This is a genomic window from Enterococcus gilvus ATCC BAA-350 (assembly GCF_000407545.1).
In the GTDB taxonomy this organism is placed as follows: Bacteria; Bacillota; Bacilli; order Lactobacillales; family Enterococcaceae; genus Enterococcus_A; species Enterococcus_A gilvus.
Genome location: NZ_ASWH01000001.1, coordinates 2,174,397 through 2,190,706, shown reverse-complemented (window position 1 = coordinate 2,190,706; position 16,310 = coordinate 2,174,397). Strand labels below are relative to the sequence as shown.

General features: G+C 45.0%; 19 protein-coding genes and 1 pseudogene. 12 read left to right on the top strand and 8 right to left on the bottom strand.

Annotated elements, in window-relative coordinates:
• The first annotated feature begins 213 nt into the window (after positions 1–213).
• From I592_RS10765 to I592_RS10750, 4 genes are all read left to right on the top strand, one after another.
• Positions 214–933 carry an MreC domain-containing protein gene (locus tag I592_RS10765; protein WP_010780179.1) on the top strand — a complete coding sequence of 240 codons (720 nt, stop codon included), beginning with the start codon at positions 214–216 and terminating at the stop codon, positions 931–933.
• 168 nt (positions 934–1,101) lie between these two features.
• Positions 1,102–1,572: a LytTR family DNA-binding domain-containing protein gene (locus I592_RS10760; RefSeq protein ID WP_010780180.1), complete on the top strand. Its 471-nt coding sequence runs from the start codon at positions 1,102–1,104 to the stop codon at positions 1,570–1,572.
• On the top strand, positions 1,569–1,943 hold the full coding sequence (locus tag I592_RS10755) for a DUF3021 domain-containing protein (RefSeq protein WP_010780181.1): 375 nt from the start codon (positions 1,569–1,571) through the stop codon (positions 1,941–1,943). Before I592_RS10760 ends, I592_RS10755 begins: the two co-directional genes overlap by 4 nt.
• A 479-nt stretch (positions 1,944–2,422) precedes the next feature.
• Positions 2,423–3,031, top strand: coding sequence for a DUF3267 domain-containing protein (locus tag I592_RS10750; RefSeq protein WP_010780182.1), 609 nt, complete (start codon positions 2,423–2,425; stop codon positions 3,029–3,031).
• A gap of 41 nt (positions 3,032–3,072) precedes the next feature.
• Here the strand turns inward: I592_RS10750 and I592_RS10745 are convergent, their stop codons facing one another.
• Complete coding sequence (locus I592_RS10745; protein ID WP_010780183.1) at positions 3,073–3,486, bottom strand: GNAT family N-acetyltransferase; 414 nt, start codon at positions 3,484–3,486, stop codon at positions 3,073–3,075.
• 260 nt (positions 3,487–3,746) lie between these two features.
• On the opposite strand from I592_RS10745, the gene I592_RS10740 reads away from it, so the two are divergent.
• Positions 3,747–4,130: a hypothetical protein gene (locus tag I592_RS10740; RefSeq protein WP_010780184.1), complete on the top strand. Its 384-nt coding sequence runs from the start codon at positions 3,747–3,749 to the stop codon at positions 4,128–4,130.
• Between the two features lie 34 nt (positions 4,131–4,164).
• Positions 4,165–4,761: a DUF2922 domain-containing protein gene (locus tag I592_RS10735; RefSeq protein WP_010780185.1), complete on the top strand. Its 597-nt coding sequence runs from the start codon at positions 4,165–4,167 to the stop codon at positions 4,759–4,761.
• A 38-nt stretch (positions 4,762–4,799) separates the two neighbouring features.
• Here I592_RS10735 and I592_RS10730 read toward each other — a convergent pair whose 3' ends face one another.
• The 7 genes from I592_RS10730 to I592_RS10700 form a co-directional block, all read right to left on the bottom strand.
• Complete coding sequence (locus I592_RS10730; protein WP_010780186.1) at positions 4,800–5,369, bottom strand: YdeI/OmpD-associated family protein; 570 nt, start codon at positions 5,367–5,369, stop codon at positions 4,800–4,802.
• Positions 5,370–5,401: 32 nt separating this feature from the next.
• A complete protein-coding gene (locus I592_RS10725; RefSeq protein WP_010780187.1) occupies positions 5,402–6,178 on the bottom strand; it encodes a M23 family metallopeptidase in 777 nt (258 codons plus the stop codon).
• 14 nt (positions 6,179–6,192) lie between these two features.
• Complete coding sequence (locus I592_RS10720) at positions 6,193–6,822, bottom strand: TetR/AcrR family transcriptional regulator (RefSeq protein WP_244265189.1); 630 nt, start codon at positions 6,820–6,822, stop codon at positions 6,193–6,195.
• Between the two features lie 373 nt (positions 6,823–7,195).
• Positions 7,196–7,720, bottom strand: a complete 525-nt coding sequence (locus tag I592_RS10715) for a PadR family transcriptional regulator (RefSeq protein WP_010780189.1) — start codon at positions 7,718–7,720, stop codon at positions 7,196–7,198.
• A 210-nt stretch (positions 7,721–7,930) separates the two neighbouring features.
• Positions 7,931–8,947, bottom strand: a complete 1,017-nt coding sequence (locus tag I592_RS10710; protein WP_010780190.1) for a WxLIP family cell surface protein — start codon at positions 8,945–8,947, stop codon at positions 7,931–7,933.
• 160 nt (positions 8,948–9,107) lie between these two features.
• Complete coding sequence (locus I592_RS10705; protein ID WP_010780191.1) at positions 9,108–9,737, bottom strand: WxL domain-containing protein; 630 nt, start codon at positions 9,735–9,737, stop codon at positions 9,108–9,110.
• Complete coding sequence (locus I592_RS10700; protein WP_010780192.1) at positions 9,734–10,123, bottom strand: LPXTG cell wall anchor domain-containing protein; 390 nt, start codon at positions 10,121–10,123, stop codon at positions 9,734–9,736. The genes I592_RS10705 and I592_RS10700 overlap by 4 nt, the downstream gene beginning before the upstream one ends.
• 343 nt (positions 10,124–10,466) lie before the next feature.
• Here I592_RS10700 and I592_RS10695 point away from each other — a divergent pair, with 343 nt between their 5' ends.
• The 6 genes and pseudogenes from I592_RS10695 (at position 10,467) to I592_RS10670 (ending at position 16,305) form a co-directional block, all read left to right on the top strand.
• The gene (locus tag I592_RS10695; RefSeq protein ID WP_010780193.1) at positions 10,467–11,843 is read left to right on the top strand and encodes an adhesive domain-containing protein; all 1,377 of its coding nucleotides are present in this window, start codon (positions 10,467–10,469) and stop codon (positions 11,841–11,843) included.
• 358 nt (positions 11,844–12,201) lie between these two features.
• Positions 12,202–13,527, top strand: coding sequence for an electron transport complex subunit RsxC (rsxC, locus tag I592_RS10690; protein ID WP_010780194.1), 1,326 nt, complete (start codon positions 12,202–12,204; stop codon positions 13,525–13,527).
• Positions 13,524–14,466: pseudogene (locus I592_RS10685) on the top strand (RnfABCDGE type electron transport complex subunit D). Before rsxC ends, I592_RS10685 begins: the two are co-directional and overlap by 4 nt.
• Positions 14,463–15,026, top strand: coding sequence for an RnfABCDGE type electron transport complex subunit G (locus tag I592_RS10680; RefSeq protein ID WP_010780196.1), 564 nt, complete (start codon positions 14,463–14,465; stop codon positions 15,024–15,026). The pseudogene I592_RS10685 and the gene I592_RS10680 overlap by 4 nt, the downstream one beginning before the upstream one ends.
• Before the next feature lie 11 nt (positions 15,027–15,037).
• Positions 15,038–15,715, top strand: coding sequence for an electron transport complex subunit RsxE (rsxE, locus tag I592_RS10675; protein WP_010780197.1), 678 nt, complete (start codon positions 15,038–15,040; stop codon positions 15,713–15,715).
• Positions 15,715–16,305, top strand: a complete 591-nt coding sequence (locus I592_RS10670; RefSeq protein WP_010780198.1) for an electron transport complex protein RnfA — start codon at positions 15,715–15,717, stop codon at positions 16,303–16,305. The genes rsxE and I592_RS10670 overlap by 1 nt, the downstream gene beginning before the upstream one ends.
• Positions 16,306–16,310 lie beyond the last annotated feature (5 nt).

The following is a 16,310-nucleotide window of genomic DNA, read 5'->3' as shown; positions in this document are numbered from 1 at the left end:
TTTATTAAATAATCAATGAATGATATAATAAAAAAAGTTATTAAAATGCTGTAATATTTTTTAAGTTACAAAAAAGTCATTTAATTAATTAAATATGTAGAAAATAGTTTTTACCGAAAGAGATCGGTAAATAGGGAGGCGGATAAACTTAATTTTAGGGGTTTGGGAGAAAAAATATAAGGAGAAGCATTCAACCTGAATGTGTGGTGAAAAATGATTACAGAAAAACAAAAAGTAGCGATCGTTTCTTTATCTGTTTTGTTGGTTGGGGAGATTCTTGCGGTGATCAGTATTGGGCTGATCTATTTTAACAGGGAATTTTTCGGGGAACACATCAATATTATTCGAACGTTTATCAATGCGTCGACAGCTTTCTTTGGCTGCTTCTTTTCATTTATAGCAGCACTGCTGATGTTTGAATTTTTGAAGCATCGTGAGAAACAAAAGGAAGCAGCGAAGACGATGCGTTTGTTTACTAAATTAAAAAAGGAATACGAAATCAATTATTCGGTCTTGCTTGAACTGGGGGAAGAAATCGCCAGCGGGTCTTCTGAATTAGCGAAATTGCTGCGAGAAAACCAGCAGGTGCGGGATCTCTTCGTGTTAGCCGTTTATCGGTTGGACTTTGTCATGTATGACACGTATTACCATGAGGTGGATTGGCACTTGATTCGTGAAATGGATAGTCACAGTGAGAGTTATCTTGAGCTGTTTGAGAAGAGCCATCAGATCGAGTACCTGTGCCAAGCGATCGTAGAGAACAAGATTCATACGGAGGAGAGTCTGAAGCATCTGTTGATGTTGCTGACTCAAAAAATCAGTCTTCTGCAGCAGCGTCAAACGGCGCTTGAGCTGAAACAAAAACCTGCTGAAATGGACAGCCAAAGCGACTATGTGGCTGAACCGGCCGGCGTGGAAATGGTCCAAGAATAAGTCTAAAACCAGAAACCTGTTTCTCAAGGTTTCTCAAGGTTACTGGTTTTTTTGTTTTTTAGTGGAGCGGAGATTGACCGGATAGGACGCGCGGCTTACCGGAAAGGAAATAGGGGTATGTTTGCTCGCGTAAATGGCTTACTATAAAGGAACAGAGGGAGGAAGGGTATGGACAAAGGGGTAAAGATTCAACTAGAAATCGGGCGTGAATGGGTGCAGCCTGAAGTTCAGATTCGAGCGGCAGAGGAGCAGATCGGCGCGCGGATCGCCCGTTGCTTTGATACGTATCAAGAGGAGCAATTGGTGATCAAGGTGAAGGACGCGTCTGTTTTCGTAACAAAAGCAGACATTGTTTATATCGAGATATTCAATAAGATCGTCACCTTGTATACGGAAAATGAGGTTTACTCGTTTCGTCGCTCATTGGCAGCGTTAAAGGAAGAATTGCCAAGCGGGCAGTTTTTACAAGTATCAAAATCGGCGCTGGTCAACACCAAGGCGATTCAAAAGCTCGAGGTCGCTTTCTCGGGGAACTTGTATGCGTATCTAAAGAATGGACAAAAAATCACGGTCTCCCGGAGATTTGTCGAGCAATTGAAGCAGCATCTAGGGATGAACGAAAGGAGGCGCTTTTTATGAAAGAACTGTTGAAGGTATTGGGGCGTTCGATTGGGATCGGGAGCACGATCTGCATGGTATTCGCTGTACTTTTTTCTACGAATGAAGTGAGGCGGACCGTGGCGAGTTTTCTTATATTGTCTGTGGTCATCGGTTTACTGGGGCTGGTCTATCAGATGAAGAAAGGGTCGCTGCTGCTGCACACGCTGATCCACATCGGCGGAAGTTTTCTTGCCTTTTTGATCGTGGCTAGGATCAATCACTGGTTTCCCTTCAAATGGCAGATCATTTTCTCGGCTTCACTGTCCTTTTTCGTTATTTTCTTTGGTATCTGGATGTTTTATTACCTAAAATACAAACAAGAAATCGAGAAAATCAACCAGAAACTATAGAAGAAAAAACAACACGAATAAAAATAACTCATTTGGTTATAAAAACCAACTATTTATAAAAAAATAAAAAAAGGGAACCGTCAACACGTCTGTAATCCAGTATACTATCGGTGAGGGATACTAGTTTTTATATAAATTGGTGATAAAACGTGTCGTGAGAGCCACCTGTAGGAAGTTGGTCATTTGTGGAGAGAATTGTCAGAGACTCTTTCAGCAGATGCACAGGTTGAAGGATTTTTAGACAGTTGACAACGTGTTGCAAAGGATTTTTTTAAAACGCTATAAAGAGAACAGCTAGGATCTTCCTCGACAAGATTTCTAGCTGTTTTTTGTTGGAAACAGTCAGAAAAAGAAAACCCACTAATGATACTAAAAATTGAAGGAACTTTGACGGAACAAGGGGAAGCGGCTATGATAGTTGAAAGGGTGTTAAAAAATAAAGGGGAAACTATGTGGGAACATAGGAAATGGGGGTAGCTATGGAAACAAAGAGTAGGCGCACGAAGGGAAAGAAGTACGAGACCTTTGACGCGATCTGTCAGGAGATGCAGGAAAAGAACTACCATAAACAAGACAAGACGTTTTCAGCTAAGGAAGGGAGCACATTGATGATGCTGCTTCCGGTGCCGTTCATCGTGCTTGTTGTGGTTGGTTATTTTTGGCGCTGGGGAGCGGAGGCATCACCGTTATGGGAAATCAACTTTTCCTTATTCATTCTATGCTTTTTCATTTCGATACCTGTTCATGAGCTGATTCATGGATTGGCTTGGGCAAATTACGCGAAAAAGAAAATGAAAAGCATTACTTTTGGGTTTAACGTCAAGGAATTAATGCCCTATTGCCATTGCAAAGAGGCGTTAGAAATGAAAGCGTATAAGATCGGTGTCTTGGCACCGGTGGTCGTGCTTGGAGGCGGGACATTTTTACTTTCGCTGATTTTTCCAAACACGGAACTGATCCTGCTTTCTGCCTTCAATATCTTCATGGCGGCGGGGGATCTGATGATCTTCTGGCTGGCACGCAAGATCCATGAAGGAGTCGTGATCGATCACCCCGAACTACCAGGATTTGTGGTATTCACAAAGTAAATCAAAAAGACAGGATTCCTTTTTTCGAGGAATCCTGTTTTTTATCTTTTCAAATACATTCCTAAACTTTCTGGTGCAGTCTCAACGAAGCCAAACTGTTTGTAAAGGTCATCTGCTGGGCGATCCGCGATCAGATTGATATACGCCTGCGGATCGATCTCATTATGGATATGCGTCATCAACAGCTTCATGATCTCCTTTGCCAGCCCTTGTCCCTGTTCTTTCGGAAGCACGGCGATATCGACGATTTGATAGGTCGTCCCGCCGTCACCGATGATTCGCCCCATTCCCACCAGTTTTTGGTCAGCGCTTCTGCGAATGATGACGGAGTAGATGCTGTTGCTCAACCCGATCTTACTCGCTTCTTTTCCTCTGGCAGACAGGCCGCAAGTTTGGCGCAGCGCCAAGTATTCTTCGACTTCTGGAACATCGATTCGGATGGTATAGTTCTCCATTTTAACCCCTCCTTAAGACAATATATAGGCTCATTCTACGCTAGTTTTGCCTAGAAACAAAAAATAAACTATGCAAAATACGAATATTTTTTGAGTTTAAACGTGAAAATTAAATTTGTTTTTTTAACAGCCCAGTCACAGCACGGCATTCCGCTTGTGAAAACGTGATTTGGCAAATTTGCGGATTGACAAGAGCAAATTATCGGTATTATAGTCATGGCGTGATCACCACTCCGTTAAAAAAGAAAGGGAATTGTACTATGCCAGAAAACCAACTTACACCACAGCAATTATTTTCATTATCCAGAAAAACATTGGAAAAGCGCACCGCCGATTTTTATCAAGAAAGCCATGATGAGAAAGCAACGATCAAACTATTGATAGCGCTTCAAGTCCTTGACGAATTGGGAGAATCCGATTTTGCCTTCTTTCTGAAGGATTTGGTTCGCCATCTTTTTATGAGAACCAAAACGACACGTGCCTTGCGCCGTTACGCGGTCTATTTCAAAGACTATTTCGAAAAAGAGGAATGGCGGTTATTATCACTGCGGCTGCTAGCGATCAAGACGGTTCTCACTGAGAAGCTCCAAGGCTTGTATACTCAATTTGTCAAAGAACCATTAGCCGGATTCGCCGGCTCTTGAGGCCAGACTATAAAAAAGAAAAGGAGGAAGGTACATGATAAGATTAGCAGCGACATTTGAGAACAGCGAAGGAAAACATCATCGTTTAAGTGTGAAGGACCCAGATATGAGCAAATCAGCCGATGAGATCAAGGCCTCTTTGGAAAAATTTGCGGCGCTGGATCTATTCGAGAAAGACGGCGTCGGCTTGTTTAAAAAAGTGGTCGGGGCCAAATTTGTTGAGCGAATCGTTACACCGATTTTTGATAGAACGCATGAAGAAACAGAGGAATTGACGGAGACTGCTCTAGATCAAAGAATAGCTCCGGTGAAACGATCAATCCAGGATATTCGTGACCCGAAGGAATTGATCTTAGAACAACGAATGGTCAAGCCAGGGATTTTGCAGCAGCTCTTCGCGTTTCCAGCGGGAATTGCTCCTGCAGAAGTTTCGGAAGCAGAAGCCATGTCCTTAGTATTAAGGATGCTGCCGCAGGGAGGCGAGCTAGAGGATATCAGCGTCATTGAAGGGACAGATCCGTTGAGGTTCCGACTGCTCATCAAGCTGAAAGAGGAAGGAAAACCGCTGGGGAAGGAAAGTCCGCCAGATAGACTGCGAAAAAGCCGACACTTGGACCGAGAGAAAAAATAAACAGAAGCAAATCATGAGATTTCCTTCTGTATGGGCGATCAGGAGTCTTTTTTGTAGCTGCTCAAGCGGCCATTGTCGTCCCAAGCGCCGTATCGTTTATTTGCTTTGGTGCTGGTCAGCAATTTCTCCAGCCGCCGTTCAAACAGTTCGTTGTCAGCGGGGTAGCGCTGTATATTGTCGATCTTGATTCGTTGATAGAGTTCTGGGAAGCGTGCAAAATGCTGCTGAATCTCTGAATCTGCTTCAAGGGCCCGAAGTATCCGCGGATCAATCACGAAACGTTCCGGAGAAAGATCAGGCAAGCGCATTTCACCGAGTTCGGTCATTTGATCTAAATAAATCAAACGACGGGCACGTTCCTTGTTCAGCTCCGTCCATTGACTCTTTTTGGATCTAGGCGACAGCCGTTGTGCGACTTCCGTTTTAGAAAGCTTTTTCTTTGTGCTGTCGATCCAGCCGAAACAAATAGCTTCTTCTACGACATCTAAGTAGGTCAGGTTTGCCTGCGCTCGATCGATCACGACCCAACATTCTTTTTCAGAAGCAGCATGGTCTGCTAACCAATCTCTCAGGTCCTGTCGACGCTGAGGTTTATATAAATGATTCATTTCCAAGGATTTCACCTAATTTCTGTCAGCTTTTAATTCAGAGAGCGAATCCGCTCGCCTGCCGCGGGGATTTGCTGGTGGACGCTCTCCCAGGAGGTACCGTTGAATTTTTCATAACGCTCGAATACCAAGGGCAGCCCATTTGCAGTCTTGATGCTCTCAGAATCCATCAACTGGAAATGCAGATGTGGCTCCGTGGAATTTCCTGAATGTCCGACGTTGCCGAGAAGCGCACCTCGCTGAATCGTCTGTCCTTCCTTAACCGCGATCGAATCCTTTTCCAGATGGCAAAAGGCCGCATAAATCCCTGCGGTTTGTTTGAGGACGACATAATTTCCTGCGATTCGTTCAAAGCTGTCACGCGCTGGATTGAAGAAGAGAGAATGACGGATCGCCGTGGTTTGATCATGGAGCCACGAGGCTTTTTCACCATCCAGAGTATTATTCTTCACGGTGACGACTTCGCCGGCAAACGGCGCGTAGACCGGCTGACCAAAACAATAATACTGATCCAGCGGAATACCGCCAAAAAGATAGTTCGCTGAATTTGCAGTATTCGAAGCCTCTTTCTGATCCTTTTGAATGAAATCAAACGCATAACGCAAGCCAAATCGGTCTGTCCCGTGACTCGGAACACGATCCGCCGAGCTTGTTTCCGTATACCATTCTCCCTGTAGAGGAAATTCAATAGTGACTGCTTTCTCCATCACGGAACCTTCTTTCTGTGGCGGCTTATTTTTGCTTGCAAGTGACGAGGGGACTATCCAGAAAAGTAGGACACAACCAGGTGAAATAAGGATTCTTTTCATCAGGCATCCCTCCATTATTCCTCATAAAAAACGCTTCGAAGATCTTCCAGATACTGAGTCAGTTTATCGGTGATCGCTTGATAATCGAGCTGATCGTAATCAGTCTTCTTTATTTCCTCCACTATCTCATTTGTAAATCCAATATTTCCCCAAAGTATCAATTGCTTACAACGGGAAACATCAAGTCCGGTCCGAAAGTTCGTTTCATCGATAGCATCAAATACATCCTCTGCACAATAGGAAGGCTGTTGTTTAGCCTTGTGTGCTACTTTTTGATTGATCGCTGCTGACTTCGTTTCGACTTGTAAATTGGTAAAATCAAAAATCCATGGATGCTTTTTCATCAAGTCAATCTGCAACGTATAAGATTGCAGCAGGCGCTTAAAGATATCCGTTTCCTGCCAATCCAGCTTATCCCAATAGTCATCAGTCATTTTCTTTTGGCAATAATCCAGCAAGAGTAGAAACAATTCCTCTTTGCTTTTTACATAGTGAAACATCAACGCCTTCGAAATTCCAGCAGCCTTAGCAATTCGATTGGTCGAAGCCTCGTCATAGCCTCGCTGTGAAAATTCCCTCAACGCCGCATTCAAAATACGTTGAATCTTTGGTTCATCCGTATTGAGTTCAGTCAAAGTGATCACTCCCTTACCTGTTAGGTCAATCAGAGTGTAACAATATTTACCTGATAGGTCAAACTGGTCGGCGGACAATATGCTATTAATTTCTAAATGATCGATGTTTCTTTTAACACCATACAAAATAAAAAGCCTCTAAACTTTTCTAGAGACTTTTTCGTAGAGGTATTTGGTTAACACCGTGTCACGTCCTATGTATTCTTCACTCATCCGCTAATCCGACCAGTTTCAGGGGACGGGTTGCTGGTGATCGCAGCTACGAAAATTCCTTCAAATGCAAATTCCGCAAAGACGTTTCAATCCGATGATTCCTTAATCGAATCGGCAACTTTGATCGATCCGTTTCATCTTCTGATTGCTTTCTATCAATCGAGGCAAGCTAAAGACTCTTCTTAATTTCTTCAATCCACTTTTCAATCGCCTCAGCTAAAAGATATTGCTGCTGCATAACGGCTTTCCCGGCGTCATGGATATCAGCAGAATCGTTACTATCAGCGAGGTCATCTTTCAACCGCCGCTTCATCTTTTTAACATTGGCTTCGATGATACTGATGCAGGCTTTTTGATCTGCTGAAGACAAACTGTCCAGATTAAGGATAACGGCATTGAAGTCTAGAAAAATAGTGATGGGTCGGGCAGCGATTCCAAGCATTAATTTCTCAAATTCAGTCTTGCCTTTTTGAGTCAGTGAATAGACGGCTTTCTCCGGCATTTTTCCATTCTTCTTCAAGGTACTTTTGACGTACCCTTGCTTTTCCAATTGCAGCATCTTTTTATAGATCGTCGGGGTGCTGACTTTTACCCATTGAGAAATATTCCGATAGTCAATAAGTTTTTGGATATCATAGGCGCTCAAAGAGTCTTTTTTTAGAATACCCAAAACAATCAGATCAATCGTCCGCATCACAAAACCCTCTTTCTATGCTGTTTGTTTATAGTATATGTACAAGCATTATTGAGTAGACTACTATAAGTTATAGTATTTTGTTTTGTTGGGTAAGTCAAGCATCTTTGATAGTCTTGGATGCTCTTTTTAGTTGAAAGGGTGTGAGAATGGCGGCAATAAAAATGGAACCCCTCAGCAAGTGTAGAGAGGTTCCTTTTAAGTAGCCAGCTATTTCCCATCTATTTTTTTCTTTAAGCGTCTGTTTCTGCTATACATGAAGATCACGACAGCGATCAGTATGAGGATCACGGCGATACCGACCCAGATCCAGGGAGGGGTCGTTTTTTCTTCGATCGAGACATCGCTGTCGTTGTAGTGTTTCGCCTCTTCACGATCAATCGTAAATGTCGGGCTGGCGCGCCATTTCTGATCACCAGCAGTGACAGTCGTTTTGACCGTGTAGGTACCAGGTGTGAATTCTGTATTGTCCATTAAAATTAAGAATGGGAAGCGGCTGCTTGGTGCGATCGAAAGCTGTTCCTTCTTTGCTTTTGTGATCGCTGTGCCATCTTTTTCTACTTCATAATCGATGGCGACATTTTTGACGTAGGTTGCTTTTTCATTGTTGATCGAGACCATCACGGCGTTGCGGTTATTTGCTTGAGTTGCTTCCGCTTTGGTGATGTTCAACTCTGGTTTTACTTCGCTGGTCTTGTTTTGTAGCAAGACAGCGATCTCTCGTGAAAACACATTTTTGATATTCCCGTCGACTTTTTTATCAGAAAGCTGTTCTAAATACAGTCCGCCGGCTAAGACACCGTCGAATTCTTGTTTTGGCATGTGGACATCTAAATAAATATCCTTGGATTGATTTCCAGCTAAATCAATTTCTTGGTCGCTAAGCTTAACGTGGTCGGTGATAGAGGGACCAAAAGCACTCTCATCTTTATTCATCCCCGAGTATTCAACGACCCCCAAACTGTTAGTGACCGCACGATTGAAGGCAGCCTTGAGCTTGATGGGCTCCGCCGTTCGATTGGTCAGCGTGACCGTCAAGCGTTCTTCTTCATTTGGCTGGTAATGTAAATCATAATAAAGCTGATTTTTGTCTAGTTGATGCTCCGAAGGGTGGATCACCGCATCGAAGCTGTCCAATGACTCTCCATGAGCGACAATTGGTAAAAATGAAAAGGCCAGGATGAGGAACACGCCCCGTATAGCTCTGTGTAATTGCTTCTTCAGCATTTTCTCTCTCCTTTACTTCAATTGTATTTTCCGCGTAATGGAAGAGTCTCTCTCAATAATCTTTCCCCTTTTTTTAAATCAAAGAACGAGGTCTCGTATCTGACAGTTGATCGCCACTTTCTCAGTAAGTGCAGCTGCAAACGGGACATCCTTCTATTTTTTAGCTTGGTGTAGCTGAGAATGTCCAGACTACGGTTGTTTGGTATTGTGCTGCGGTTTTAGCAGTATTCGCTGGCACACCGAGTGTAAATTTCGTGATCGGCAGCGCCGTTTCACCAGCGCCTTGATTGGTTTGAGCGGTGATGACAGAACCTGTCTGCCCTACGAGGAGGTTATAGGTGCTGTCATTAGCGATCCCTTCTCCTGTTGGCAACGAATTTACGTTATTGGTCAGCTCTCCGACGGTAAAGGAAAGAGAAGCCCCGGTGAGTTCTTTTTCACCAGCCTTGAAGGCTTCTGGCTGTGCGACTTTTATCGCCCATCCTGAGCTGGATGCCTCTCCACGATTGTCGCTGACGGCGACTTTTCCTGTCGTTATAGGTGACGTTTGGACACCATCTGAGGTGGCTGTCCACGTTTCTGCTGTTTTCGTCTGAATCGGATGTGAACCAAAGTTGAGGCTCGTTGGCAATGAAGCACTTGGATCGTCCGGATCTTGCGGGTCAAAGTTGATATTGCCGGATGTGTAATCCACCGTTCCTGTCGTATCTACTGCATGTGCGCCAGTGGAGAATGCGAATAAGCCGCCGACAAAAAGACCGGCGATGACGAATGCCGCTTGTTTTTTCATTTCATTTTCCTCCTATTTTTAACGAGTCGCCATCCCAAAAAAGCAATGACGAGTATCAATAGTCCAATGATACTTAAAAAATTATTCCGTTGATCATTTGTCTGTAGAAAACGTGTTATTCCAGAACGTGTGACGTTGTTTTTTTGACTGGGTGCGGTCGGCCTGTCTGTCTGGTTCCCATGACTCGTCGTAGAATGGTGGGAATCAGCAGTGGTACTAGACGATGGTTCTGATGTTGAATTAGCCGAACTATTGCTGATTGTGGTACTGCTCTCGTAATAGTATTGGACCTTCCCGTTGGTGACAGTTGCTTCGGCTTCGGTCTGTCGAGAAAGAACAACGAAGAGTGACAAGAAGGCGATGATGACGAGTATCCGTTTCTTCAATTTGCTCCTCCTTTCTCAGTCCAAATGAAAAAATGACCCCTCATTTTCTGCGCAGAAAAGAGTATGAACCTTATGAAGCGATTATAGCGCCTACATCAAAAAAAAGACCACTATAGTACTCACACAATCTTCACAATTAAGCAAAATATTTTTCTTATTTTTAATTTTTTTGTTTTAATAAATGGAGAGAGAGTTGAAAAGAAAGGGTTTACACAACAAAAACAGCTATGGGTATGTGAAAATAGCGTAGTTTTTGAAGCGTAAATATCGTAAAACCGATTATTTACTTGAAAAAGAAAATTTTGACAGATATAACAGATGTAATAAAAAAGGGGGAATCAACATGAGGCAGAAATGTGCGCGTTTCTTCTATCAACTGTGCCTCGTAGGAAGCGCCATTTTTCTATTTTTGGCGAGTTCCAATCTGATAGTCAGCGCAGTATCCGTCGATTTATTTGCAACGACACAGGTGAAGAACTCTAGTGGAACGACCGCCGCCGCACCGTATCTGAATGTCAGTCAAAAACCCATCACCTTTACGATCGACGGGACAACGACTGGCGTAGGACTGATCAAAACGGGTAAGAAGTATGCACTCATCTCTGTGCCGTCGCCGTTGTCAGGAAAAGTGACGCCCAATGGGTCTTCAATGGTCACCACGACTGTAACGATTCCGTTGGCGGATTTGCCGGTGGGCAGTCTTTTGGGGTTGTTGTCGACACTGGTTTCTACTATTAATGGCTTATTGTTTTTGAACCCGTCCTTACAGGCACCCTTGAACAGCCTGAACCAAGCGATCAATAACCTGAAAAATGAAAACTATGGAAACCAAAATCTGCCGATCACGACGGAGCAATTATCTGCCACTTTGCTTGGTGTCAATATCAATCAAGGACTGCTGCCGATACTAACAGGTACGTTGTCGAATCGGTTGGTCGACTTGAAGAACGTGCTCAATACGCTGCCGCTAGGACTGATAGGGGCGATCCTCACCTCTGTGTTATCCAGCGTTGACGGCTTGATCACTGCATTAGCCAATCCGAACTCAACCATCAGCACCAATCTTGCTTCTGCATCGATCCTAGGGTCAACAACGGTTTCGATCCCAACTTTTGTAACAAGTCCGACAGGGATGACACAAGATTACGCGGCTATCGTTCGCGGAGGAATCGTACAAACAGATGATCTGACGATTCAATTGCTGAGCAATTTCGGCGGGAGCACGAACCTTTATTTTAGTGCAGGCTCGGTAGTCATGAAGAGTGAAGGACTTCCGACCAACTTGAACTTCGGCAGTCACCCCATCCAAACAAAAGTAGATGAAACGTGGAATGCCCACGTTGACGGCAGCAACGCCAATCCGCTTCAAACTGGAAAGATTCGAATAGAGGATACTCGGACCATCGCCAAATCTTGGCAATTAAAAGTCTCACAAGCCACGAACTGGTCGAGCGGACAAAAGAATCTAGCGAATGCGCGTATGAATATGATGGTGGGGGCATGGAACACCAATTTCCAAAATTACACAGGCGTCTCTAATCAAACGATCCAGCTCGCACCGGGAAATCAGATCACGCTCATGACACTTGGCAGTACGACCGCCCCGGGCTATGTAGAACTGCCGTTGAACCAGTTCCAATTGTTTGTACCGAAAAATACACCAAAGCAAACGGGAAGTTATCAAACGACACTCAGATGGACGATATCTGCCACCCCTTAAAAAATCCGACACAAGCGCCTAGATTTCTAGGTGCTTTTTTTGTGGGGAAATCATCCCAAATAAGGAGAATTTTTCCAGACTATGTGAAAAATAATTACATTTGTTTTTCGCTATGTTATCATAAATACAAGGATATTCTTACAAAATAATCGATAAAGTTTGTGAATTGTCTTTTTGAAACAAAAAATCGTGCATAGTATCAAAAAAGAGTATACGCGAATTTCTCTTAGAAAATAATTCATTTTATCCGATTTTAAGGAGTATTTTGGGTGAAAATTAGTAGAATCGGACTTGAAAAGGCAGCGTTCTAAAATGATACTTAACATAGAACACGAATAGATACAGGGGAGGTTTGTCTATGGAAGCATTAACGAAAGCAATCGCAACATTCAAGGGGGGCGTGAAGGTCCCGCATAATAAACATACAGCTGAATTTGAAAGCGTTTTTATGGAGCCGCCGAAACTCGTTACTTTGCCGATGCAGCAGCACATCGGAGGCCGCTGTACCCCGCTGGTAAAAAAGGGCGACAGCGTCACTGTGGGGGAGAAGATCGCGGATTCTGAGGCCTTTGTCTCCGCACCGATCCATGCATCCGTTTCAGGAAAAGTGAAAGGGATCAAGCCCGTTCTGATGGCAAACGGACAGATGTGCGATGCGATCCATATTGCCAGCGATGGCTTGCCGGTAGTCTTTCCAGACCCTCAGCCAGTCGCGATCGATTCAAAGGCAGCGTTATTGAAGGCTGCGCGAGACAGCGGAGTCGTCGGTATCGGCGGGGCAGGATTTCCCTTGCACGTCAAATTGGCTGTGAAAGACGACACGCTCATCGACACTTTGGTCATCAATGGCGCGGAATGCGAACCCTTCATTACCTCCGATTATCGGGAAAGTCTCGAGTACCCGGAGCGGATCATCGCAGGGATGCAGATGGTCATGAAGCATTTGAAGATCACCCGCGGAGTCGTCGGCATTGAAAGCAACAAACCAAAGGGCTTAAAAAGGCTGCGGGATCATTTGAATGAACTGGCGGATCGAGACCCGGCGATCACGGTAATGGAGATTCCGTCATTGTACCCTCAAGGAGCTGAAAAAATGCTCGTTTACGCGACAACAGGACGGAAAATCCCGCCTGGGAAATTGCCTTCAGAGGTCGGGTGCCTGATCCTGAATATCTCGACCATTTCCTTATTGCAGCGATACGTCGAGACCGGCATGCCCTTGACCCATAAGCGAATCACGGTGGATGGAAATGTTCCAGAGCCTAAAAATATCGTTGTTCCTGTGGGGACACCCATGGGCGAGGTAATCGCCTGCTGCGGAGGGCTGATCGATGAGCCCAACAAAGTGATTTTAGGCGGTCCCATGATGGGGGTAGCTCAGTTTTCAGTAGAGCTGCCCATCACCAAGCAAACCAATGCCATCACCATTTTGTCTCAAGCGGAACGTTTACCAGAGGAATCTCCCTGTATACGCTGCGGACGCTGTGTAGAAGCGTGTCCGATGTCTTTATTACCTGTACAAATCGAACGCTGCACACGAAACAAGGATGTCTCCGGTTTGAAAAAGCTGAAGGTCTCCGCTTGTATGGAATGTGGCTGCTGCGCATTTGTTTGTCCTGCTGGGCGACGGCTCGTACAGACGATGAAGCAGGGGAAACAGTTGGAAAGGGAGGCAGCTAAATGACTAAATTACCAGTTTCAATCTCACCCCATCTTCACTGCGGGCGCAATACCCGTTCGATCATGCTGGATGTGATCATTGCATTGCTCCCAGCGGTCATTGCGGCAACGGTTATTTTTGGATTTCGTGCGCTTCTCTTGGTCGTCGTAACGGTGGCCGCCTGTGTCACCAGTGAATACCTCACACGAAAAATTTTAAAAAAAACTAGATACCCTCTCCAATTTGACTGCTGTTGTGACAGGCATCTTGTTAGCATTGAATCTCCCAGTGACATTGCCGTTCTGGATGGCTGTTCTAGGTGGTGTGATTGCGATCGTGATCGTGAAGGAATTTTTCGGCGGCGTTGGACAAAATTTTGTCAATCCGGCGATCACTGCTCGGATCGTTTTGATGATGTCCTTTGCGCCTCAAATGAGTACGTGGCAGCCGCCATTAAACTATTATATGTTCCGACCAGACGTGATCTCGTCAGCCACCTACTTTTCAGCCGCTCAAACAGGGCAAGAGCTGCCATCACTACTTAATATGTTTTTAGGTATTCGCTCAGGAAGTCTGGGGGAAACCTGCGCAGCCGCTTTATTGCTAGGCGGCGGGTATTTAGTCGTTCGGAAAGTGATCTCACCGCTTATTCCACTTTGCTTTATTGGGACTGTCGGTATTTTAGCTACGTTATTAGGCGGTCAGCCCCTCTATCAATTGATGTCAGGCGGATTGTTATTAGGCGCGATTTTCATGGCGACGGACTACACGACCTCGCCAATAACTAAAAAAGGAAAGGTCATTTTTGGGATCGGCTGCGGGATTGTTACGGTGCTGATCCGCTTTTACGCGGCATTGCCAGAAGGTGTTTCCTATGCCATTTTATTAATGAATATCTTGGTTCCCCACATTGAGAATTTGACGATTCCGAAGGTTTTCGGGGAGGAGGCAAAGGTGAAATGAAGCAATCAAAAGCCAAAGTCATTTTTAGTGACGCCTTGTGCTTGTTCATCATTTGTTTAGTGATCACGTTTGCAGTTGCCGGGACACGGGCGGTGTTCAAAGAGCGGATCGCCAAGCAAGAATGGGCGCAGACCCAACAGGTGATGAGCCAGTTGATCGATGCCGAGAGCTTTAAAGAAATCAGCGTACCAAAGGACAATCAGGGCTATAAAGCTTTAGATACAGCAGGAGCGACGGTCGGCTATCTTTTTGTGACAAAAGCCTATGGCTATGGCAGCGATGTGCGTGTCATGAGTGCTGTCAAAGAAGGGAAAGTCACGGCTGTCGACGTTCTGGATGCATCGAATGAAACACCCGGTCTGGGGCAAAACGTTACAAGAAAAGATTTTATTGATCAATTTGACGGCATGGATGACTCGCTTGAAGTAGTAAAGACGGACCCGTCAAATAAAAACCAAGTCGAAGCGGTAACTGGAGCCACGAAATCCTCAAACGCCGTAGCTGCATCCGTAAAAGAAGCACTTGCATTGTTTGAGCAAGTAGCCCAGTCAGAGAAATAGGGGGAGAAGGAATGGAAAAAGAAAAGGCATCCGCCATTTTTAACAAAGGATTGATCAGCGAAAATCCCGTTCTGCGGCTGACTTTAGGAACGTGTCCTACATTAGCGATCACCACCTCTGCCATCAACGGTCTGGGAATGGGAGTGGCAGCGACGGTCGTGCTTTTAGGCTCGAACGTCATGATCTCACTGTTGCGGAAGGTGATCCCTGATCGTGTCAGGATTCCAGCATTTATAACCATTATCGCAGGATTTGTCACCGTGGTTCAATTGATCGTAAAAGCATTGGCCCCTGCACTGGATGCGACATTGGGGATCTATCTGCCCTTGATCGTTGTGAACTGTATCATTCTAGGACGTGCAGAAGCCTATGCCAAAGACCACGCTGTTCTTCATTCCGCTTTAGATGGGTTGGGGATGGGCGTCGGCTTCACCATGACCCTTCTTTGTATGGGGGGGATACGTGAATTGCTGGGCAGTGGAACCATTTTAGGTTTTCCGATCACAGCAGGTGTCGTACCGCCTATGACGATCATGCTGCTGCCGCCAGGCGGGTTCTTTGTTTTTGGCATGCTGGTCATGGCAGCCAATAAACTAAGCGACCGAAAAGCAAGAGAACTTGATTGTAACGCTTGTCCGATCGCGGAGGCGTGCACCGTCGTGTGTGAAGAAAAGGCGGGTGATGAGTGATGCAGGCGTTTGTGACGATTTTAGTTGCAGGCATTTTGACGGATAATTTTGTGTTGTCTCAGTTTTTAGGCATTTGTCCATTTCTCGGCGTGTCCAAAAAGTTGGATACCGCCGTTGGTATGTCGCTGGCGGTGACCTTCGTCATGGTATTGGCGACACTAGTGACCTATCCGATTTACGATGCGTTACTCGTGCCCTTAGGATTGGATTATCTACAAACGATCGTCTTCATTTTGACGATCGCTGCACTGGTTCAGTTAGTGGAGGTCGTGATGAAGCGCTATATGACCCCGTTATACAATGCACTGGGCATCTATTTGCCGCTGATCACAACGAATTGTGCAGTGCTGGGAGTCACGATCTTGAATTTTTCAAAAAACTACACATTTATGCAATCCATGGTCAATTCCTTTGCGGCAGGCATCGGATTTTTGTTAGCGATGGTGATTTTCGCTGGCGTACGCGGCCGTCTCGAAGGCAATGATATTCCAGAAGCCTTGCGAGGATTGCCGATAACATTGGTGGCAGCCGCGATCGTCGCGTTGTCATTTCTAGGATTTGCCGGCTTGGCAGAAGGATTGTTCAAATAGGGGGT

Excerpts from the sequence above, each read along its gene's own strand:
- I592_RS10715 (WP_010780189.1), bottom strand. The coding sequence starts at position 7,720 with ATGCGGACGATTGATCTGATTGTTTTGGGTATTCTAAAAAAAGACTCT.
- I592_RS10695 (WP_010780193.1), top strand. The coding sequence starts at position 10,467 with ATGAGGCAGAAATGTGCGCGTTTCTTCTATCAACTGTGCCTCGTAGGA.
- I592_RS10680 (WP_010780196.1), top strand. The coding sequence starts at position 14,463 with ATGAAGCAATCAAAAGCCAAAGTCATTTTTAGTGACGCCTTGTGCTTG.
- I592_RS10730 (WP_010780186.1), bottom strand. The coding sequence starts at position 5,369 with ATGAATCATTTATATAAACCTCAGCGTCGACAGGACCTGAGAGATTGG.
- I592_RS10750 (WP_010780182.1), top strand. The coding sequence starts at position 2,423 with ATGGAAACAAAGAGTAGGCGCACGAAGGGAAAGAAGTACGAGACCTTT.
- I592_RS10670 (WP_010780198.1), top strand. The coding sequence starts at position 15,715 with ATGCAGGCGTTTGTGACGATTTTAGTTGCAGGCATTTTGACGGATAAT.
- I592_RS10735 (WP_010780185.1), top strand. The coding sequence starts at position 4,165 with ATGATAAGATTAGCAGCGACATTTGAGAACAGCGAAGGAAAACATCAT.
- I592_RS10755 (WP_010780181.1), top strand. The coding sequence starts at position 1,569 with ATGAAAGAACTGTTGAAGGTATTGGGGCGTTCGATTGGGATCGGGAGC.
- rsxE (WP_010780197.1), top strand. The coding sequence starts at position 15,038 with ATGGAAAAAGAAAAGGCATCCGCCATTTTTAACAAAGGATTGATCAGC.
- I592_RS10745 (WP_010780183.1), bottom strand. The coding sequence starts at position 3,486 with ATGGAGAACTATACCATCCGAATCGATGTTCCAGAAGTCGAAGAATAC.
- I592_RS10725 (WP_010780187.1), bottom strand. The coding sequence starts at position 6,178 with ATGAAAAGAATCCTTATTTCACCTGGTTGTGTCCTACTTTTCTGGATA.
- I592_RS10705 (WP_010780191.1), bottom strand. The coding sequence starts at position 9,737 with ATGAAAAAACAAGCGGCATTCGTCATCGCCGGTCTTTTTGTCGGCGGC.
- I592_RS10760 (WP_010780180.1), top strand. The coding sequence starts at position 1,102 with ATGGACAAAGGGGTAAAGATTCAACTAGAAATCGGGCGTGAATGGGTG.
- I592_RS10740 (WP_010780184.1), top strand. The coding sequence starts at position 3,747 with ATGCCAGAAAACCAACTTACACCACAGCAATTATTTTCATTATCCAGA.
- I592_RS10765 (WP_010780179.1), top strand. The coding sequence starts at position 214 with ATGATTACAGAAAAACAAAAAGTAGCGATCGTTTCTTTATCTGTTTTG.
- I592_RS10710 (WP_010780190.1), bottom strand. The coding sequence starts at position 8,947 with ATGCTGAAGAAGCAATTACACAGAGCTATACGGGGCGTGTTCCTCATC.
- rsxC (WP_010780194.1), top strand. The coding sequence starts at position 12,202 with ATGGAAGCATTAACGAAAGCAATCGCAACATTCAAGGGGGGCGTGAAG.